Below are 17,096 nucleotides of genomic sequence, written 5' to 3'. Positions count from 1 at the left end.
GTGTTGCCCCTGACATCCCTTTCGCGTTTTCAGCCTTCGCTGCGCCATAGTACCGGCCAAGTGTCAGTGCCCACTTCGGCACACCGGTCCATCCGCGACAACCTGACCAGGCGCATGCGCATGCCGTCGTAGCGCCAGCTTTCCTCGACCCCGCAACTGCCGGGATAGTCGTCCTTGGCATAGCTGTAGAGCTCGCCTTTTTTGGGGTAGAACTCGATAGCGTCGCGCATCCGGCTGATCAGCACCGGGCTGGACGGTGCCTCGAACTCCAGCGGCCCAAGCGCGTAAGGCGCCTCTCGCGACACTTTGTACAACGCGTAGAGGCAATGGAAGTCGTTGCAGTTGTAGCTGAGCAACGCCAGGGCATGCTGGTTGTCCAGGGCATGCAGCTCAAGCTTGGGAGCGACATCGTATTCGTTCTTCAACTGGTCTTCGGCGGCCGCCTTGGCCATCACCACCGGGTTGATGCCCGCCAGTTCCTGCTCGCTAAGGGGCGTGGCTGCCACAAAGGCCGGCCCCTGGGGCTTGGCCGGGGTGGGCAACTGGGCGTCGGCGACGCTGTCACCGGGTCGCATCAGCGCGCTGTAGTGACCGACCCGGCCCTGCACCGCATCCATCAGCAGCAAGGCGGCGCTCAGGCCTTGCAGCGAACTCACGCGCTCCCCTGGCCGGGTGTCGTCCACCAGGCGCTGGCCATTGCGCAATTGCCGCAACACGGCATAGGCATCGGCGCCCTCCAGTTCCAGGGTGGTCTCGACGCCGCGGGTCATGCGCCAGGGTGCGACCAGTAGCTCTCCGTCGAGCAGGGGCTCGCCCGACCAGTCAGTGCTGCCCACCAGGGTCAGGTGCAGGTTACCCCAGGCGCCCGCCTCGCGCTGCACCAGCATGCCCACCCGCATCTTCTCCGGATGATCGGCCAGCACCGCGGTGCAGAAGCGCGTGTTGTCGCAGCCCACCACCCAGTCCTTGATCTCCCGGTACACCGGTACCGGCTCTGGCTCCGCCGCGCCGACCAGGCCGGGTAGCAACGCCAGCCCGAGGGCCAGCAAGTTCCTTGTTGTTGCGCGCATCGTGCTGCATTCCTGTCTTAGCCGTGAAAGCCCCACTCCAGAGGCGGCGCAATGATTCCACAGATCAAATGCCAGGTGCGGAAAATCGGCAGTGGTGGTGGCGCCATGGGATCTGGCAGTATCGGTTGCGTCATGTTCAGAGCCTGCGCCATGTCCGCTACCGTCAGCCCGCTGTTGCTTGCCTTGCGCGAGGGTACCCGCGCCTGCCACGAAGGGCTGGAGGCGCGCCTGCCGTTCTTCAGCGAAGGCTTCGACCGGGCGGCGTATGCGCGTCTACTTGCGGCTTACCATGGCTTCCATGCGCCGCTGGACACCTTGCTGGCCGGGTACCAGGGCACCGAACGCAACAAGACACCCGCCTTGTCCCGCGACCTGGGCGCCCTGGCCATCGATGTCGAAGCACTGCCGCTGTGCCACGCCCTGCCTCGCATCGACGATGAAGCCAGTGCACTCGGTGTGATGTATGTACTGGAAGGCTCCACCCTGGGCGGCCAGGTACTCAAGCGAGCCATGGCTGAACGCCTGGACATCGACGCCGACAGCGGCGGTGCGTTTCTCGACGTCTACGGCGCGCATACCGGCGCACGCTGGCGCAGCTTCCTCGATCGACTGGCTGGCGCAGATCCGGAGCCTGCCGCCCAGGCCCGGACGGTAAAGGCAGCGGTCGAGACCTTCACCTGCTTCGAACGATGGCTTGAAGAGCGACGCGTGCTGGCCTGCTGATCCCCCGCGCTGGGGCCTTACCTACGGCACTTGTTCAACAGCGATGTCACCACGGGCGTCATGCTGATCGCCACCCCGCACAAACCACCGCATAACAGCGCAAAACCCAGCGCCCGCAATGGGTGCAAGGTATTGAAGAACGCCAGCACCAACAGCACCAGCAACAGCGCCAAGCCGTAGCGGATGGCCGCCCTTGGAATGGCCACCATCAGCAGGTTGAAGAGCACGAAGGCGTAGAACACCATCATCGTCGCCAAGCCGACGCTGACGCCTCGTGCCATGGGCGGGCCAACATGCTGCCGGTACAGATCGAAGCCCAGGCTCAAGAGGAAGGGAAACGCCACACAGGCCAATGCGTGCAGCAGGAAACGGGAAAGCAGCGGCAACATTCGTCCTTGATCCTGGAGCCGGCCATGGGTTGTGCATGGCCGTAAATGAAGGGGACGAATTTAAGGGGGCAGGCATCCTGGCACAAGCCTTGGAGAGCCGCATTACCAGGAACGGGTTGCACCTGAATCTTCAAATCCCAGCTTGAACAGCTCAGAGACTTTGACAGACGGCACGGCCCCTCACTTGGTTACAGGCAGCTTTCCATGCTTTTCGACATAATCAAGCAGCGCCTCGCTTGAACGGGCACCCTGGCGAAGAACCTCTTCATCACTTTTGCCGCTTCGCTTTTGCTTGGGAACAAAGGTATTGTCCTGCTTTGCAGGTGCGTATCGAGCCATGACTACCTCCAGTACGCTGATGAGTTGATGCTACGTGCTCGGGGCGCCCGCCTCAAATGTCTTGCGACCATCGCAAGCCCCTGCCCACGCCACAGTCGAAAGCGTAGTCCGCGCCAGCGGCCAATGGCCGTGGGATTTGCAACAGATCCTTTCTTCACGCACTGCGCCACACGGTGTACCACCCTCCTGCGAGCCCCGACATGAACGTCATTGCCTGTGATCTGCACCACCTGGACGCCGCCGCGGACCTCTTCAACCAGTACCGGATGTTCTACCAGGAGGCGGATGACCTCCCCGCTTCCCGCACATTCCTCAAGGCCAACCTCGAAACCGGCAACTCGCGCATCTACCTGCTGCTGGACGCCGACGGCCAGGCCATCGCTTTTGCCCAGTTGTACCCGGCCACCTGCTCGCTGGCGATGAAGCGCTTCTACTGGCTGTATGACCTGTTCGTTGCTCCGCACGCCCGCAGGGGTGGTCATGCCCGTTACCTGATGCAGCAACTGACCGAGATTTTCCAGGCCGAGGGCGCGCAGCGGTTGAGCCTGGACACCGCCCGGAGCAACCTTGCCGCCCAGGCACTGTATGAATCGCTGGGGTATGTGGCCGAGCAGGACTTCGTGACCTATCACAAGATGCTCGATTGCTGAGACTTGTCGGGGTGTTCGGCGGGAGACTGGCAGCGCCTATCAGATCGAGCGCCGCCCGCGCGGCGCATCGCGGCACAAGGCCGCTCCTACATCTATGGTTACCCCCATTTCTGCAATACTGTACTGAGATGTGCGTGAGTTTGGTTTGCGTCAATCTATACGGCGTCGTGTGGGAGGTTGGTCCCGCGCCTCGATGAAAATCGCGCCCGACGAGCCTAGATATTTGTTCGGCTTCTGAAGCCGAGTAGGAGCTCAGGTTGATCGCCAGGCCGGTATACCGTTCACGTCATCTGTGTGCAGCATCGCAAAACCAGGTGGGTTGTTACTCGTGTGTCTGCAGGGTCAAGCGTTCATGGCGCTTGACCCTGCATTAAATTCGCTGTGGTGTGCCGTGATGGCCCAGGCGATTCGGGCCAGTTTGTTGGCGATAGCGCACACCACCAGGTTGGGGTGGTGAACACGTAGCAAGCCACGTACCCAGTCCGCCAGCTTGCCGGTTTTGCGCTCCAGCCCAATCAGATAGACCCTCGCGCACTGGATCAGCAGTCGTCGCTGATTGCCGTCGCCCCGCTTGCTGATTCGCCCCAGGCAAGGTTTGCCGCCTGTCGTGTGCTGCCTGGGAACCAGGCCTATGGAGGCTGAATAATTTCGCCCACAGCGGAACTGCTTACCATCACCCAATTCCGCAGCCAGGGCGGTAGCGGTGATCGGGCCAATACAAGGTATCGACATCAAACGGGAAGCAAGATCATCGCTAACGGCCTGGCTATGCACTTCCTTGTCCAGAGCCTTGATCCGATCATCGAGATAGCGGAAGTGGGCATGTAGGTCCAGCAACAGCTTCTTGATCAACGGTGAGAAGGTACTGTCGTCCAGCAGAATGGGGAGCTCCCGGACCGCCTTGAAGGTGGGTGCCAAACTGACCCCCACCTCGAGCAAATAAGCGTGGATGCGGTTCATGGTGGCAGTACGGTCTCTGATGAAGCTGTCGCGCAGTGAATTGAGCATCGCCAGCGCCTGCTGGGCCTCGGTTTTGGGAGGCACGAAGCGCATCTGATCGCGGGTTGCCGCCTCACCGATAGCGGCAGCATCGGCAAAGTCATTCTTGTTGCTTTTCACGTAGGGGCGAACGAACTGTGCGGGAATAAGTTTGGGCGTATGACCCTGTCTCGTCACCTCTCGCGCCATGAAATGAGAGCCACCACAGGCCTCCATCGCCACCGTGCAGGGCGCAAGATTGGCAAGGTGGCGGATGAGTGACTCACGGTTGAACCTGCGGTGATAGAGCTCATGACCCCGATCATCCTGAGCGTGTACATGGAAGCTCAACTTTCCCAGGTCGATGGCGATGATGGCGACAGTGTTCATGGCGTTGCACTCCGATAGGCACCCTGTGAAAGCTTAGAGGGCTGACACAGGGTGGGGCGGGGGTAGCCATTTCATTATTTGTTGCAACGTGCCGAACCTGTCAGGCCATGGTTGCCAGCCTTGTGCGCTCGACGCGATTTTTTGGCGGGCATTGCCGCCGCCCCACTCGTCTCAAGACATGCACCAAGGCGGGCAACCATGGCCTGACAGGTTCGGTACGTTGCAACAAATGTAGGAGCGGCCTTGTGCCGCGATGCGCCGCGCGGGCGGCGCTCGATCTGATAGGCGCTGCAAGGATTGCGGCGGACACCTGGCGGCCCTCATACAGTCAACAACCTTGGCGCCGAAAGTACCTGAGCGACCCGATCAACCCCGCTCTATCCCATCCAGCACAGCCGACGTCAAGGCCAGCCCTTTCTCCAGGGAGTTCTCCGTCGCCACCAGCAGACTGCGCAGTGGTTCGCTGGCTTTTTCCAGGGCCATGGCATTGGTTTCGTAGGCCGCCTGCAAGGCCGCTACCGCGCACACCAGCGCATCCTCGCCATCAATGCCGGCATGCACCGAGAACATCGGTGGATGGGCGTCGTGGCAAGTGCCGAAATGGGCGTTGGCCGTGGTGGGTCGGGAGGTTCGGGTGGTCGTATCGAGGGTCATGGGCGAACCTCCCGGGGCAAGACGCGGGGTGGGTCGGGCACGATTTTCAGCATGGTTCAGCACTCCTACATAGCCAGGGGAGCTGCCGATATCCGCTTGCACTCGGAACGATGGAGGCAGCTGTACGTGGGTGTGCAAGACCGTGGATGTAGGAACCCGGCAGGCCCGAAGGCCTCCCACGTACAGCCGCCATTGAGCGGCTTGAACCACATCCTCGGGCTTGCACACCCGGTCGTTGAATCAGCAACGACAGGGCGAGACTAAGGAATGCGACTGGCCAGAACAACAGCTGAAAGGCCGTAAAAGCATGCTTGGGAAACGTCCTACGTGAAATAGGGAAAGTCTTAGTCATCCGCTTGAAACTGCTGTCCTGGCCTCATCGCGGGGCAAGCCCGCTCCCACGCCTCTCCTACTGTTTGCCCTGCTACTTGCCCTGAAAGCCAGGACAATTTCTGATTTTCCTGTACACGAAACATCTACTAAAGGTTTATATTCCGCCCGCCGAAACAGAAAAGGTAGCAAGTGGCCACCACTCCAGCGAAGCGGCCATGTACACCCTTCACTCTCACGGATGGGCGTCACCATGAAAATAAAAAACAAACTGATCCTGGCCTTCGTACTGGTGGCCTTCATCCCGGTCGCCCTGGTCGGCGGGATCTCGGTGCTGAACATCCGCAGCGAGGCGGTCGACCAGTTCCTCGATGGCAGCACCCGGGAAATCCGCCAGATCGACGGCAACATGCGCCAGTTCTTCGATGGCACGCTGCAGAACGTCGATCAAATGGCCAAGGATCTTGTATACACCTCGGTCACCTCGCTCAAGGATTACACCGGCGCCGATGCCGCCCGCCAGCCGATGCCCGAGGCCGCGCAGAAGGTGATCGACGCCTTCGCCCGCTACGGCACCACCCACCCGGCGGCGGCGATCCTGTCCATCGGCCTCGAGGACGGCAGCTACGCCAAATGGCCGGACGACCCGCAACTGGCCAAGTACGACCCACGCACCCGCCCCTGGTACAAGGCCGCCATGGCCAACCCGGACAAGACCGTGCGCACCGCCGCCTATTACTACGACAAGGATGACGTGGCCCTGGTCGGTACCGCCCGGGCGCTGCTCGACGAAACCGGCAAGGCCAAGGGCGTGTTCGTGGTCAGCGTGTCGCTGAAGAACCTCACCGAGCTGGTCAAGAGCATCAAGCTGGGTGACAGCGGCTACGTGATGCTGATCGAGGACGGCACCGTGCTGGTCGACCCACGCAACGCCAGCCACGGTTTCAAGCAGCTCAAGGACCTCGGCGTACCCTACGCGCAACTGGCCGCCACTTCCCAGGGCTCCACCGACGTGGTTATCGACGGCGTGCGCTACATGGCCAACGTGTGGACCTCGCCAGGCCTTGGCTGGCGCTTCGTCGGCCTGATCGAGTACGACGAGGTGATGGCCGCGGCCACACGCATGACCTATGTCACCGCGTTGATCGTGGTGGTGCTGGCCCTGGTCTTCGCCCTGGTGGCGGCGGCGTTCTCGCGGGTGATCGTCAAGCCGATCGGCCAGGTCAGTATCGGCCTGCAGTCGATCGCCGAGGGTGAAGGCGACCTGCGCCGCGACCTGCAGGTACAGGGCAAGGACGAAACCGCCGAGCTGGCCGGCTGGTTCAACAAGTTCCTCGCCGCCATCCGCCAGCTGATCCAGCGCATCGGCGCGGCCTCGACCAACCTGCACGAAGCCTCGCGCAGCAATAGCGAAATGGCCGGCAACATGAACGAGGCCGCCGGGCGCCAGCGCGAGGCGGTGGAGCTGGTGTCCACCGCATTCAACGAGATGGTCGCCACAGCCAACGAAGTGGCGCGTTCGTGCAGCAGCGCCGCCGACGCCGCCGAGCATGGCCACCGCCGGGTGGCCGAGGGCAAGCAGCAGATCGAGGCGACCACCGACAACGTCAATCGCCTGGGTCGGCGCCTGAGCGAATCGTCCCAGGCCATGGTCGAGCTGGAGGAAGGCAGCCGCAGCATCAACCAGATCCTCGGCACCATCCGCGCCATCGCCGAGCAGACCAACCTGCTGGCGCTCAACGCCGCTATCGAGGCCGCCCGGGCCGGCGACCAGGGCCGTGGTTTTGCCGTGGTGGCCGATGAAGTCCGCGCGCTGGCCAAGCGCACCGCCGACTCCACCGGCGAGATCGACCAGTTGCTCAACACCCTCGGCGGCAAGACCCAGGAGGTCTCGCAGAAGATGGAAAGCTGCCTGGACCTGTCGCGGGCCAGCGTGTCGTCGATCGAAAGCGCGCGGGACAGCTTCGAGGGCATCCAGCTCTCGGTGAACGAGATCCGCGACCAGAACCTGCAGATCTCCGCCGCCGCCGAGGAGCAGCACAGCGTGGCCGAGGAGATCAACCGGCATATCCAGCAGATCTACGACGAGGCACGGCTGGTGGAGGGGCTGGCCAGCTCCGCCCAGGCCGACTCCGGCAGGCTGGCGCAGTTGTCGGATGAGCTGAACGGGCTGGTGGGACGCTTCAAGTCGTGACCTTTGGCTTCACGCGGGCCCTGTAGGAGCGGCCTTGTGCCGCGAAATGGCTGCGTAGCAGCCCTGGCGATTGATGCGTCAAAGCTGAAACTGCGGGGCCGCTACGCGCCCCTTTCGCGGCACAAGGCCGCTCCTACCAGGACTTGCGTATGGCTCGGCTACAGTGAACTCGACGCCACCCTCGAGAGCACCATGCCCAACCACAGCCCCATCCCCCGCAGCGTCTGGGCTTTAGGCTTCGTCTCGTTGCTGATGGACATCTCCTCCGAGATGATCCACGCCCTGCTCCCGCTGTACATGGTCACCGTGCTCGGCACCTCGGTGCTGGCCGTGGGCCTGATCGAAGGCATCGCCGAGGCGACGGCGGCGATCACCAAGGTGTTCTCCGGCGCCCTCAGCGACCGCTTGGGCAAGCGCAAGCTGCTGACGGTGATCGGCTACGGCCTGGCCGCCGTGACCAAGCCGGTGTTCCCGCTGGCCCCCGGGCTGGAATGGCTGACCGCGGCGCGCTTCGTCGACCGCGTCGGCAAGGGCATCCGCGGCGCGCCTAGGGATGCGCTGATCGCCGATGTCACCCCCGCCGAGCTGCGCGGCGCGGCCTTCGGCCTGCGCCAGGCGCTGGATACGGTCGGGGCGTTTCTCGGGCCATTGCTGGCAATCCTGTTGATGTGGCTGACCGCCAGCCATTTCCAGACGGTGTTCTGGGTGGCGGTGATTCCGGCGTTCATGGCGCTCTATGTGCTGGTTGCCTTCGTCCGCGAGCCCGAAAAACCTGCTGCGCTCGGCACAGTGGCTGCGCCCCTGGCATTTCGCGAGCTGGCCCGGCTGGGCAACGGTTACTGGCGCCTGGTCATCCTGGCCACGCTGTTCACCCTGGCGCGCTTCAGCGAAGCATTTCTGCTGCTGCGCGGCCAGGCGCTTGGCCTTGCCGCCTTGTGGGCGCCAGCGGTGCTGGTATTGATGTCGCTGGCGTATTCACTGTCGGCCTATCCTGCCGGGGCACTCTCCGACAAGGTCGGGCGACGGGGTGTGTTGATGATCGGGCTGGCCCTGCTGGTGCTGGCCGATCTGCTGCTGGCCTGGTTGCCGGGCCTGCCCGGCCTGGCCCTGGGCGTGATCCTGTGGGGGCTGCACATGGGGTTTACCCAAGGCGTGTTCAGCGCCTTGATCGCCGACAGTGCACCCGAGGATCTGCGGGGGACCGCATTCGGCGTGTTCAATCTGGTGACAGGGTTGGCGTTGCTGGTGGCCAGTGTGCTGGCCGGAGGGCTGTGGGACTGGGTGGGGTATCAGGCGACGTTCATGGCGGGGGGCGTGTTCGCCGCTACCACAATGGCAGGTTTGTGGTTCATGGCTGATCGTGGGAGCGGGCTTGCCCCGCGATGAGGCCGGCAGGAACAACTTCATTGCCTGACCTGACGCCATCGCGGGGCAAGCCCGCTCCTACAGGGTCATGGCTGCCGGCTGCTGCTCCAGCAACGACCATCCCCCCTGCCCGTCCACCTCCAGGCGATGGGAGTGGAATCCCGCCAAGGTACTGCGGTGCCCGACACTGACCAGCAGCGTCGCCGGCAGCTCCGCACGCAGCAGCGAATACAGCGCATGCTCCAGCCCTTCATCCATCGCCGAGGTGGACTCGTCAAGGAACACCACCTGCGGCCGGTTGAACAGCACCCGGGAGAACGCCAGGCGCTGCTGTTCGCCCAGCGACAGAATCCGCGACCAGTCGCGCTGCTCGTCCAGCCGTTCGGCCAGATGCGCGAGATTGACCTGGCGCAGGGCCTGCTGCATGCGCGCATCGTCGCCGGCCGCGCCCTGTGCCGGATAGGCGATGGCAGTGCGCAGGTCGCCCAGCGGCAGGTACGGGCGCTGCGAGAGGAACAGTGCCTGCGTCCCCAACGGCCGCCTGACCTCGCCCTCGGCATAAGGCCACAGGCCCGCCAGGGCGCGCAGCAAGGTGGTCTTGCCGCTGCCCGAAGGTCCTTTGATCAGTAGCGCCTGACCGCTATGCAGGCTTAGATCGAGATCAGCGATCAACGCATGGCCATCGGGGCGTCGCACCTGCAAGCCATGAATCCCCAATCCATGAGCCTGATCCACGGTGGCCACGCGCGGCAAGGCGCTGGCCTGCTGGTTGGCATCGAGAAAGCCTGTCAGACGATCGAGGGTGGCTCGGTACTGGGCGAAGGTGTCGTAGGACTCCCGGAAGAACGACAGCGAATCCTGCACCTGGCCAAACGCCTGGGCGGTCTGCATCACATCGCCGAGCTTGATCGCGCCGCTGAAGAAGCGCGGCGCCTGGAGGATGAACGGGAACACCACCGCTACCTGGCTGACGCCCAGGTTGAAGCCGCTGAACTTGAGGTTTCGAAACACCAGCGCCCAGGCGTTGCCGATCAGCGCGAAGAAGCGCCCGAGCAAGGTGCCCCGCTCCACCTGCGCGCCCTGGTAGAAGGCGATGTTCTCGGCGTTCTCGCGCAGGCGCATCAAGGCGTAGCGGAAGTTGGCGGTGAGTTTCTCGTTGAGGAAGTTCAGGCGGATCAGCGGCTGGCCGAGGCGGAAGGCGATCCAGGTGGCGACCAGCACATAGACATACACGGCGAACACCATCGCCCGGGGGACTTCGACGCCGGCCACTTCAAGCGGCGCCGACAGGCCCCAGAGAATGCCGGTAAAGGCCACCAGCGACACCAGCGCGCTGACCGCCCCCAGCGCCAGCGACACGGAGCCGCTGACGAAGGCGTTCACATCCAGTTCGATACGCTGGTCGGGGTTGTCCACCGGCTCGGCAAGGAACTGCCCACGGTAGTAGGCATCGCCGTGCATCCAGTCGGCGGTCAGGCGCTCGGTGAGCCACACCCGCCAGCGGATGTTGAACGCCTGGGTGACGTAGAAGGCGAACAGCGAGCGCAGTACATGGATGGTCGCCAGCACCGCGAACACCCCGAGCAGGTACCAGAACGCGGTCTGGTCCAGTGCCTGCAAGGCGCTGTAGAAGCCGTTGTACCAGAACGAGAACAGCACGTTCAGGCGCACCGCGAACAGCGTCAGGACCAGCAGCAGGGCGAAGGCCAGCAGGGGTCGCCAACTGCGACGGAAGCTGAAATAGGGCCCGGCCAGTTGCCAGAACTGCGCCCCCCAACGGGTATGGCGCACCGCCAGCAAGGCGGTAATGGTGAAGCAGACAAGGGTGACCAACGAGGCGATTGCCAGCCAGCTCAAGCTCTCTTGCAGGGCCTGGTGCCAGTTCATGTCCATGGTGCGCTTCCATAGAGGATGTTGTTGCGAGCGTAGCACCGGACCTGCATTGACCCTGCAAACATGACGGACATTTCATCCAGGTCATGCGCTGCAACAACGTCTGTGCATGACTTGTCCGGGCGCGGATAATCGCGACACCTCCACTGCAGAACCAAGCCATGAACATTCGTCTTGCCGGACTACAGGATCTACTCGCCCTGATCGCCATCGACAGCGTCGTCCGCCAGGATCCGCAGCGTGCCGAACAGATTGCCGACTGGCTCAGGCAGTACCGATGCCTGGTGGCCGAGGTGCAGGGCAAGGTGGCCGCGTATGCGGTGATGCACCGGCACTTCTTCGGTTGCGCGTTCATCGAGATGCTGATGGTCGGCCAGGGCCATCGGCGCAGTGGGCTGGGAGCCGCGCTGCTGGCCCGCATACAGGCCGACTGCACGGGACAGAAGCTGTTCACCTCGACCAACCGCTCCAATGGCCCGATGCGCCGCTTGCTGGAGCGCCGGGGCTTTGTCGAGAGCGGCGTTGTCGAGCACCTCGACGAAGGGGACCCGGAGCAGGTCTATTTCTGGCGATGCGATTGAGCCAGCGTTCCAGGGCCCTATCGCGCCCCCCTGTAGGAGCGGCCTTGTGCCGCGAAAGGGCTGCGTAGCGGCCCCGGCGATTGCAGCGTCAACGCTGAAATCCTGGGGCCGCTTTGCGGCCCTTTCGCGGCACAAGGCCGCTCCTACAGGGGCGGCGTGAATTGCGCAATCAAACCACCGGCTGAAGTGCCTCGCGCACCAACACTTCCAGCCCCTCGCCGCCCTCGGCCTGCAGCCGTTCACCCAACTGCCGGCGCATGGCTGGCGTCCAGAAGCTCTGCAGATGCTGCCTGACTCCCTGCACCGCCTTGGCGTGATCCGGCTCGCTGTCGAAGTAATGGGCGATCTGGTTGGCCATCTTCACCAGATTGTCACTGCTCATCGGCGCACCTCCGCCGCTTCGGCCTGCCGCCGCTCCTTGAGCAACCTGCGCTGCTCGTCACTGAAGCGCTGGTAGCGCTTCTGCCATTCCGACGGCTGGAACACCTTTGCCACTTCCACCGCAGTGACCTTGTATTCCGGGCAGTTGGTGGCCCAGTCGGAGTTGTCGGTGGTGATCACGTTGGCGCCGGACTCGGGGAAGTGGAAGGTGGTGTACACCACCCCCGGCGCCACCCGGCCGCTGACCCTGGCGCGCAGCACACTCTGCCCGGAGCGACTGCCGATACCCACCCAGTCACCGTCGCTGATACCCCGACTCTCGGCATCGCTGGGATGGATCTCCAGGCGGTCCTCGTCGTGCCAGGCGACGTTGTCGGTGCGCCGGGTCTGCGCGCCGACGTTGTACTGGCTGAGGATACGCCCGGTGGTCAGCAGTAGCGGGTAGCGGCTGTTGACCTTCTCGTCGGTGGGCACGTAGCCGGTGAGCATGAAGCGCCCCTTGCCGCGCACGAACTGGTCGATGTGCATGGTCGGCGTGCCGTCGGGCGCGGCGTCGTTGCACGGCCATTGCAGGCTGCCGTGGCGGTCGAGTTCGGCATAGCTGACCCGGCGGAAGGTCGGGGTCAGGCGGGCGATCTCGTCCATGATCTCGGAGGGATGACGGTATTGCATGGGGTAACCCAAAGCACCGGCCAGGGCCACGGTGGCCTCCCAGTCGGCCTTGCCGGCCAGCGGCTCCATCACCTTGCGCACCCGCGAGATGCGCCGCTCGGCGTTGGTAAAGGTGCCGTCCTTCTCCAGGAACGAGCTGCCCGGCAGGAACACATGGGCGAACTTGGCGGTCTCGTTGAGGAAGATGTCCTGCACCACCACGCACTCCATCGCCAGCAGCGCGGCCGTGACATGCTGGGTGTTGGGGTCGCTCTGGGCGATGTCCTCGCCCTGGCAGTACAGCGCCTTGAAGCTGCCGTCCAGCGCGGCCTCGAACATGTTGGGAATGCGCAGCCCCGGATCAGGTTGCAAGGTCACGCCCCAGGCCTGCTCGAACTCGGCGCGCACACTTTCGTTGGAGATATGCCGGTAGCCGGGCAGCTCGTGAGGGAACGAGCCCATGTCGCATGAGCCCTGCACGTTGTTCTGCCCGCGCAGCGGGTTCACCCCAACCCCTTCGCGGCCGATGTTGCCAGTGGCCATGGCCAGGTTGGCGATGCCCATCACCGCGGTGCTGCCCTGGCTGTGCTCGGTCACGCCCAGGCCGTAGTAGATTGCCGCGTTGCCGCCGGTGGCGTAGAGCCGGGCGGCGGCGCGGATCTGCTCGGCGGGCACGCCGCACACCGGGCCGAGCACTTCAGGGGCGTTGTCGGGCTGGGCGACAAAATCGCGCCAGCGGGCAAAGTCCTCGGTCTCGCAGCGGGCGTCGATGAAGTGCTGGGCCAGCAGGCCTTCGGTGACAATCACATGGGCCAGGGCGTTGAGCATGGCCACGTTGGTGCCCGGTCGCAGTTGCAGGTGCAGCTCGGCGCGGGCGTGGGGCGAATCGACCAGGTCGATGCGGCGCGGGTCGATGACGATCAGCCGGGCGCCCTGGCGCAGGCGACGCTTGAGCTGTGAGCCGAACACCGGGTGCGCGTCGGTGGGATTGGCACCGATCACCAGCACCACGTCGGCCTGCATCACCGAGTCGAAGCTCTGGGTGCCGGCGGACTCGCCCAGGGTCTGCTTCAGGCCGTAGCCGGTCGGCGAATGGCAGACCCGCGCGCAGGTGTCGACGTTGTTGTTGCCGAAGGCCGTGCGCACCAGCTTCTGTACCAGGTACGCCTCTTCGTTGGTGCAGCGGCTGGAGGTGATGCCACCGATGGAATCGCGCCCGTACTTGAGCTGGATCCGCCGGAACTCGCTGGCGGCATAGGTCACCGCCTCGTCCCAGCTGACCTCCTGCCACGGGTCTTCCAGGCGCTTGCGGATCATCGGTTTGGTGATGCGGTCCGGGTGGGTCGCGTAGCCCCAGGCGAAACGCCCCTTGACGCAGGCATGGCCATGGTTGGCGCCGCCGTTCTTGTCCGGGACCATGCGCACCAGTTGCTCGCCCTTCATCTCGGCGCGGAACGAGCAACCCACGCCACAGTAGGCACAGGTGGTGATCACCGCCCGCTCGGGCTGGCCCAGCTGAACCAGGCTCTTCTCGCTCAGGGTGGCGGTCGGGCAGGCCTGCACGCAGGCGCCGCAGGACACGCATTCGGAACTGAGGAAATCGTCGCCGCCGGCCGCCGCCACCCGCGAGTCGAAGCCACGCCCGATGATGGTCAGGGCGAAGGTGCCCTGGATCTCCTCACAGGCCCGCACGCAGCGGTTGCAGACGATACACTTGCTCGGCTCGTAGTCGAAGTACGGGTTGGACACGTCCTTCTGTTCGCTCAGGTGATTGGCGCCGTCATAGCCGTAGCGCACCTCGCGCAGGCCGACCTGGCCGGCGACGGTCTGCAGCTCACAGTTGCCGTTGGCCGAGCAGGTCAGGCAGTCCAGCGGGTGGTCGGAGATGTACAGCTCCATCACGTTGCGCCGCAGGTCGGCCAGGCGCGGTGTCTGGGTGCGCACCACCATGCCTTCGCTGACCGGCGTGGTGCACGAGGCCGGGTAGCCGCGCATGCCGTCGATCTCGACCATGCACATACGGCACGAGCCGAAGGCCTCGAGGCTGTCGGTGGCGCACAGTTTGGGAATGCTGGTGCCGAGCAAGGCGGCGGCGCGCATCACCGAGGTGCCGCCGGGCACGCTGATCGAACGGCCATCGATGACCAGGCTGACCTGCACGTCGTTGACCCGCTCCGGGGTGCCCAGGTCGATATCGCTGCGGGGGTCGAAGTAGTTGATCATTGCGCGGCCTCCAGGCCGAAATCGGCGGGGAAGTGCTTGAGCGCGCTGACCACGGGGTACGGGGTCATCCCGCCCATGGCGCACAGCGAGCCGTATTGCATCGTGTCGCACAGGTCGCGCAGCAGGCCGGCCTGGCTCGCGCGGTAGGCCGGGTCGGTACTCGCGATCAAGCGGTCGACCACCTCCACGCCACGGGTCGAGCCGATCCGGCACGGCGTGCACTTGCCACAGGATTCCTCGGCGCAGAACTGCAGGGCGAAGCGGGCCATGCCCGCCATGTTCAGGGTGTCGTCGGCCAGCACCACGCCACCGTGGCCGAGCATCGCGCCCAGGGCGGCGAAAGCCTCATAGTCCAACGGGGTGTCGAACTGTGCGGGCGGCACCCAGGCGCCCAGCGGGCCGCCGACCTGCGCCGCCTTGATCGGCCGGCCACTGGCGGTGCCGCCGCCGTAGCCTTCCACCAGCTCGCGCAGGGTCAGGCCGAAGGCGCGCTCCACCAAGCCGCCATGGCGGACATTGCCGGCCAGCTGGAACGGCAAGGTACCCGTCGAGCGGCCCATGCCGAAGTCGCGGTAGAACGCCGCGCCCCTGGCCAGGATGATCGGCACCGAGGCCAGGGTAAGCACGTTGTGCACCAGGGTCGGCTGGCCGAACAGGCCCTCGAGCGCCGGCAGCGGCGGCTTGGCCCGGACGATGCCGCGCTTGCCCTCGAGGGACTCGAGCAGCGCGGTTTCCTCGCCGCAGATGTACGCCCCGGCCCCCACCCGCACCTCGAGGTGGAAGGCCACGCCGTTGCCGGCGACATCCAGATAGCCGGCCTCGCGGGCCAGCAGGATGGCCTCGTTCAGCGTACGCACGGCATCCGGGTATTCCGAGCGCACATAGATGTAGCCCATGCTCGCCCCCACGGCGAGGCCGGCGATGATCATGCCCTCGATCAGCAGGAACGGATCGCCCTCCATCAGCATGCGGTCGGCGAAGGTGCCGGAGTCGCCTTCGTCGGCGTTGCACACCACGTACTTCTGCCCGGCCATTGCCTGGCGCACGGTACGCCACTTGATGCCCGCGGGGAACGCCGCGCCGCCCCTGCCCCGCAACCCGGAGTCGAGCACCGCGGCGACCACTTCGTCACCGTCCAGCAGGGTGGCCTGGCGCAGGCCTTCAAAGCCGCCGTTGGCGTGATAGTCGTCCAGCGACAGCGGCCGGGTGATGCCGGCGCGGGCGAACAGCAGGCGTTGCTGGGACTTCAGGTAGGGAATCGCTTCGACCGGCCCCAACGCCAGGGCATGGCTACCGGGGTCGCCCGCCAGGGCGTCGAGCAGGCCGGGCACATCCTCGGGGGTGACCGGCCCGAAGCCCAGGCGGCCTTGGGCGGTATCCAGCTCCACCAGCGGCTCCAGCCAGTACAGACCACGGGAGCTGGTGCGGTTGATATGCAGCGGCAGGCGCCGCTGCGCGGCTTCGCGGGTCAACGCCTCGGCCACCTGGTCGGCACCGACGGCACAGGCCAGCGAATCGCAGGGGATGCACAGGTTCAGCATGCCTTCACCTCCTCGCGGCAAGCGGCCACCAACGCCTGCAGGCGTTCGGGGGTGACGCGGGCGTGGAGCCGGCCATCGAGTTCCAGGGCCGGCGAGCAGGCGCAGGCGCCCAGGCAATACACCGGGCGCAGGTCGAGCGCGCCATCCTCGGTGCGACCGTGGTCGTCCAACCCAAGCTGCTCACGCAACTGCGCGGCCAGCGCCTCGGCGCCGCGGCTCTGACAGGACTCGGCGCGGCACAGACGCAGGGTATGGCGGGCCGCTGGCGTGGTACGGAAATCGTGATAGAAGCTGATCACCCCGCGCACCTCGGCCTGGCTGAGGTTGAGGGCATGGGCGATCTCGGCGACGGCGCTGTCGGGAATGTAGCCGGCGCCGGCCTGGATGGCGTGGAGGATCGGCAACAGGGCGCCGGGAGTGTCCTGCTCACGGGCCAGGACGCGTTGGATCAGGGGCAGGTGGTTCAAGTCATCAGGCATACAGCAGACCTCGGCATCCCGGGGCGGCCCGTTGGCGGGCGGCGGTCCGGCGGTGTTCAGCTGCGGTGCGGGCCAGGTCACGGTGGCGGCAGGCCGGGCACCCTCGTTGTCCCTGGCCGGGCGTCTTGCTGCGCTCGGTCCACGGGCATCCTCAGAGCATGGCAGTTATTGCGCGAGGGGGTTGTGCGCGGGCGACCCGGCGCGTCCTGAAACCGACCACCGGAGGATGAGGAATGGCCTGTGTAGGAGCGGCCTTGTGCCGCGA

Annotated in this window: 15 protein-coding genes and 1 pseudogene; 6 read left to right on the top strand and 10 right to left on the bottom strand. The window is 65.1% G+C overall.

The genetic code is table 11. The features are described 5' to 3' along the window. Positions 1-29 precede the first annotated feature (29 nt). Positions 30-1,070: a DUF1176 domain-containing protein gene (locus AC0MAZ_RS12570; RefSeq protein ID WP_203647402.1), complete on the bottom strand. Its 1,041-nt coding sequence runs from the start codon at positions 1,068-1,070 to the stop codon at positions 30-32. 150 nt (positions 1,071-1,220) lie between these two features. On the opposite strand from AC0MAZ_RS12570, the gene AC0MAZ_RS12565 reads away from it, so the two are divergent. Then, the gene (locus tag AC0MAZ_RS12565; protein ID WP_475861271.1) at positions 1,221-1,793 is read left to right on the top strand and encodes a biliverdin-producing heme oxygenase; all 573 of its coding nucleotides are present in this window, start codon (positions 1,221-1,223) and stop codon (positions 1,791-1,793) included. Positions 1,794-1,810: 17 nt separating this feature from the next. Here AC0MAZ_RS12565 and AC0MAZ_RS12560 read toward each other — a convergent pair whose 3' ends face one another. After that, on the bottom strand, positions 1,811-2,182 hold the full coding sequence (locus AC0MAZ_RS12560) for a hypothetical protein (RefSeq protein ID WP_475861269.1): 372 nt from the start codon (positions 2,180-2,182) through the stop codon (positions 1,811-1,813). 180 nt (positions 2,183-2,362) lie between these two features. Continuing rightward, positions 2,363-2,521, bottom strand: coding sequence for a hypothetical protein (locus AC0MAZ_RS12555; RefSeq protein WP_156177521.1), 159 nt, complete (start codon positions 2,519-2,521; stop codon positions 2,363-2,365). Positions 2,522-2,721: 200 nt separating this feature from the next. Here AC0MAZ_RS12555 and AC0MAZ_RS12550 point away from each other — a divergent pair, with 200 nt between their 5' ends. Continuing rightward, entirely contained in the window at positions 2,722-3,171 is a 450-nt protein-coding gene (locus AC0MAZ_RS12550) for a GNAT family N-acetyltransferase (protein WP_232855849.1), read from the top strand. A 342-nt stretch (positions 3,172-3,513) separates the two neighbouring features. Here AC0MAZ_RS12550 and AC0MAZ_RS12545 read toward each other — a convergent pair whose 3' ends face one another. Continuing rightward, entirely contained in the window at positions 3,514-4,539 is a 1,026-nt protein-coding gene (locus tag AC0MAZ_RS12545; protein WP_475858338.1) for an IS110 family RNA-guided transposase, read from the bottom strand. 366 nt (positions 4,540-4,905) lie between these two features. Continuing rightward, on the bottom strand, positions 4,906-5,193 hold the full coding sequence (locus tag AC0MAZ_RS12540; protein ID WP_203647408.1) for a hypothetical protein: 288 nt from the start codon (positions 5,191-5,193) through the stop codon (positions 4,906-4,908). Positions 5,194-5,764: 571 nt separating this feature from the next. Between AC0MAZ_RS12540 and AC0MAZ_RS12535 the strand changes: the two are divergent. The 3 genes and pseudogenes from AC0MAZ_RS12535 to AC0MAZ_RS12525 all read left to right on the top strand — a co-directional run. Next, positions 5,765-6,814 (top strand): annotated as a pseudogene (locus tag AC0MAZ_RS12535) (cache domain-containing protein); the annotation flags it as partial. A gap of 123 nt (positions 6,815-6,937) precedes the next feature. Continuing rightward, on the top strand, positions 6,938-7,717 hold the full coding sequence (locus tag AC0MAZ_RS12530) for a methyl-accepting chemotaxis protein (RefSeq protein ID WP_375547222.1): 780 nt from the start codon (positions 6,938-6,940) through the stop codon (positions 7,715-7,717). A 192-nt stretch (positions 7,718-7,909) separates the two neighbouring features. Then, complete coding sequence (locus AC0MAZ_RS12525) at positions 7,910-9,103, top strand: MFS transporter (RefSeq protein ID WP_475861268.1); 1,194 nt, start codon at positions 7,910-7,912, stop codon at positions 9,101-9,103. A gap of 57 nt (positions 9,104-9,160) precedes the next feature. On the opposite strand, the gene AC0MAZ_RS12520 is transcribed toward AC0MAZ_RS12525, so the two are convergent. After that, positions 9,161-10,975 carry an ABC transporter ATP-binding protein/permease gene (locus AC0MAZ_RS12520; RefSeq protein ID WP_203647410.1) on the bottom strand — a complete coding sequence of 605 codons (1,815 nt, stop codon included), beginning with the start codon at positions 10,973-10,975 and terminating at the stop codon, positions 9,161-9,163. Between the two features lie 161 nt (positions 10,976-11,136). On the opposite strand from AC0MAZ_RS12520, the gene AC0MAZ_RS12515 reads away from it, so the two are divergent. Further along, a complete protein-coding gene (locus tag AC0MAZ_RS12515; protein WP_475861266.1) occupies positions 11,137-11,556 on the top strand; it encodes an N-acetyltransferase family protein in 420 nt (139 codons plus the stop codon). Between the two features lie 169 nt (positions 11,557-11,725). Here AC0MAZ_RS12515 and AC0MAZ_RS12510 read toward each other — a convergent pair whose 3' ends face one another. From AC0MAZ_RS12510 to AC0MAZ_RS12495, 4 genes are read right to left on the bottom strand one after another with little or no spacing between them, the layout of a single operon-like run. Continuing rightward, positions 11,726-11,938 (bottom strand): formate dehydrogenase subunit delta, encoded by a 213-nt coding sequence (locus AC0MAZ_RS12510; protein ID WP_203647412.1) that lies wholly within the window; start codon positions 11,936-11,938, stop codon positions 11,726-11,728. Further along, on the bottom strand, positions 11,935-14,811 hold the full coding sequence (gene fdhF / locus AC0MAZ_RS12505; RefSeq protein WP_232855843.1) for a formate dehydrogenase subunit alpha: 2,877 nt from the start codon (positions 14,809-14,811) through the stop codon (positions 11,935-11,937). The genes AC0MAZ_RS12510 and fdhF overlap by 4 nt, the downstream gene beginning before the upstream one ends. Continuing rightward, on the bottom strand, positions 14,808-16,352 hold the full coding sequence (locus tag AC0MAZ_RS12500; protein WP_232855842.1) for a formate dehydrogenase beta subunit: 1,545 nt from the start codon (positions 16,350-16,352) through the stop codon (positions 14,808-14,810). The genes fdhF and AC0MAZ_RS12500 overlap by 4 nt, the downstream gene beginning before the upstream one ends. Then, on the bottom strand, positions 16,346-16,831 hold the full coding sequence (locus AC0MAZ_RS12495; protein WP_203647415.1) for a formate dehydrogenase subunit gamma: 486 nt from the start codon (positions 16,829-16,831) through the stop codon (positions 16,346-16,348). The genes AC0MAZ_RS12500 and AC0MAZ_RS12495 overlap by 7 nt, the downstream gene beginning before the upstream one ends. Positions 16,832-17,096 lie beyond the last annotated feature (265 nt).

It is taken from the genome of Pseudomonas sp. A (assembly GCF_056270345.1).
Note: the sequence above shows the minus strand (reverse complement) of the source record. Positions and strands in the feature narration are given on the sequence as shown.

Coding starts and splice junctions, on each gene's coding strand:
- AC0MAZ_RS12570 (WP_203647402.1), bottom strand. CDS start 1,070: ATGCGCGCAACAACAAGGAACTTGCTGGCCCTCGGGCTGGCGTTGCTA.
- AC0MAZ_RS12565 (WP_475861271.1), top strand. CDS start 1,221: ATGTCCGCTACCGTCAGCCCGCTGTTGCTTGCCTTGCGCGAGGGTACC.
- AC0MAZ_RS12560 (WP_475861269.1), bottom strand. CDS start 2,182: ATGTTGCCGCTGCTTTCCCGTTTCCTGCTGCACGCATTGGCCTGTGTG.
- AC0MAZ_RS12555 (WP_156177521.1), bottom strand. CDS start 2,521: ATGGCTCGATACGCACCTGCAAAGCAGGACAATACCTTTGTTCCCAAG.
- AC0MAZ_RS12550 (WP_232855849.1), top strand. CDS start 2,722: ATGAACGTCATTGCCTGTGATCTGCACCACCTGGACGCCGCCGCGGAC.
- AC0MAZ_RS12545 (WP_475858338.1), bottom strand. CDS start 4,539: ATGAACACTGTCGCCATCATCGCCATCGACCTGGGAAAGTTGAGCTTC.
- AC0MAZ_RS12540 (WP_203647408.1), bottom strand. CDS start 5,193: ATGACCCTCGATACGACCACCCGAACCTCCCGACCCACCACGGCCAAC.
- AC0MAZ_RS12530 (WP_375547222.1), top strand. CDS start 6,938: ATGGCCGGCAACATGAACGAGGCCGCCGGGCGCCAGCGCGAGGCGGTG.
- AC0MAZ_RS12525 (WP_475861268.1), top strand. CDS start 7,910: ATGCCCAACCACAGCCCCATCCCCCGCAGCGTCTGGGCTTTAGGCTTC.
- AC0MAZ_RS12520 (WP_203647410.1), bottom strand. CDS start 10,975: ATGGACATGAACTGGCACCAGGCCCTGCAAGAGAGCTTGAGCTGGCTG.
- AC0MAZ_RS12515 (WP_475861266.1), top strand. CDS start 11,137: ATGAACATTCGTCTTGCCGGACTACAGGATCTACTCGCCCTGATCGCC.
- AC0MAZ_RS12510 (WP_203647412.1), bottom strand. CDS start 11,938: ATGAGCAGTGACAATCTGGTGAAGATGGCCAACCAGATCGCCCATTAC.
- fdhF (WP_232855843.1), bottom strand. CDS start 14,811: ATGATCAACTACTTCGACCCCCGCAGCGATATCGACCTGGGCACCCCG.
- AC0MAZ_RS12500 (WP_232855842.1), bottom strand. CDS start 16,352: ATGCTGAACCTGTGCATCCCCTGCGATTCGCTGGCCTGTGCCGTCGGT.
- AC0MAZ_RS12495 (WP_203647415.1), bottom strand. CDS start 16,831: ATGCCTGATGACTTGAACCACCTGCCCCTGATCCAACGCGTCCTGGCC.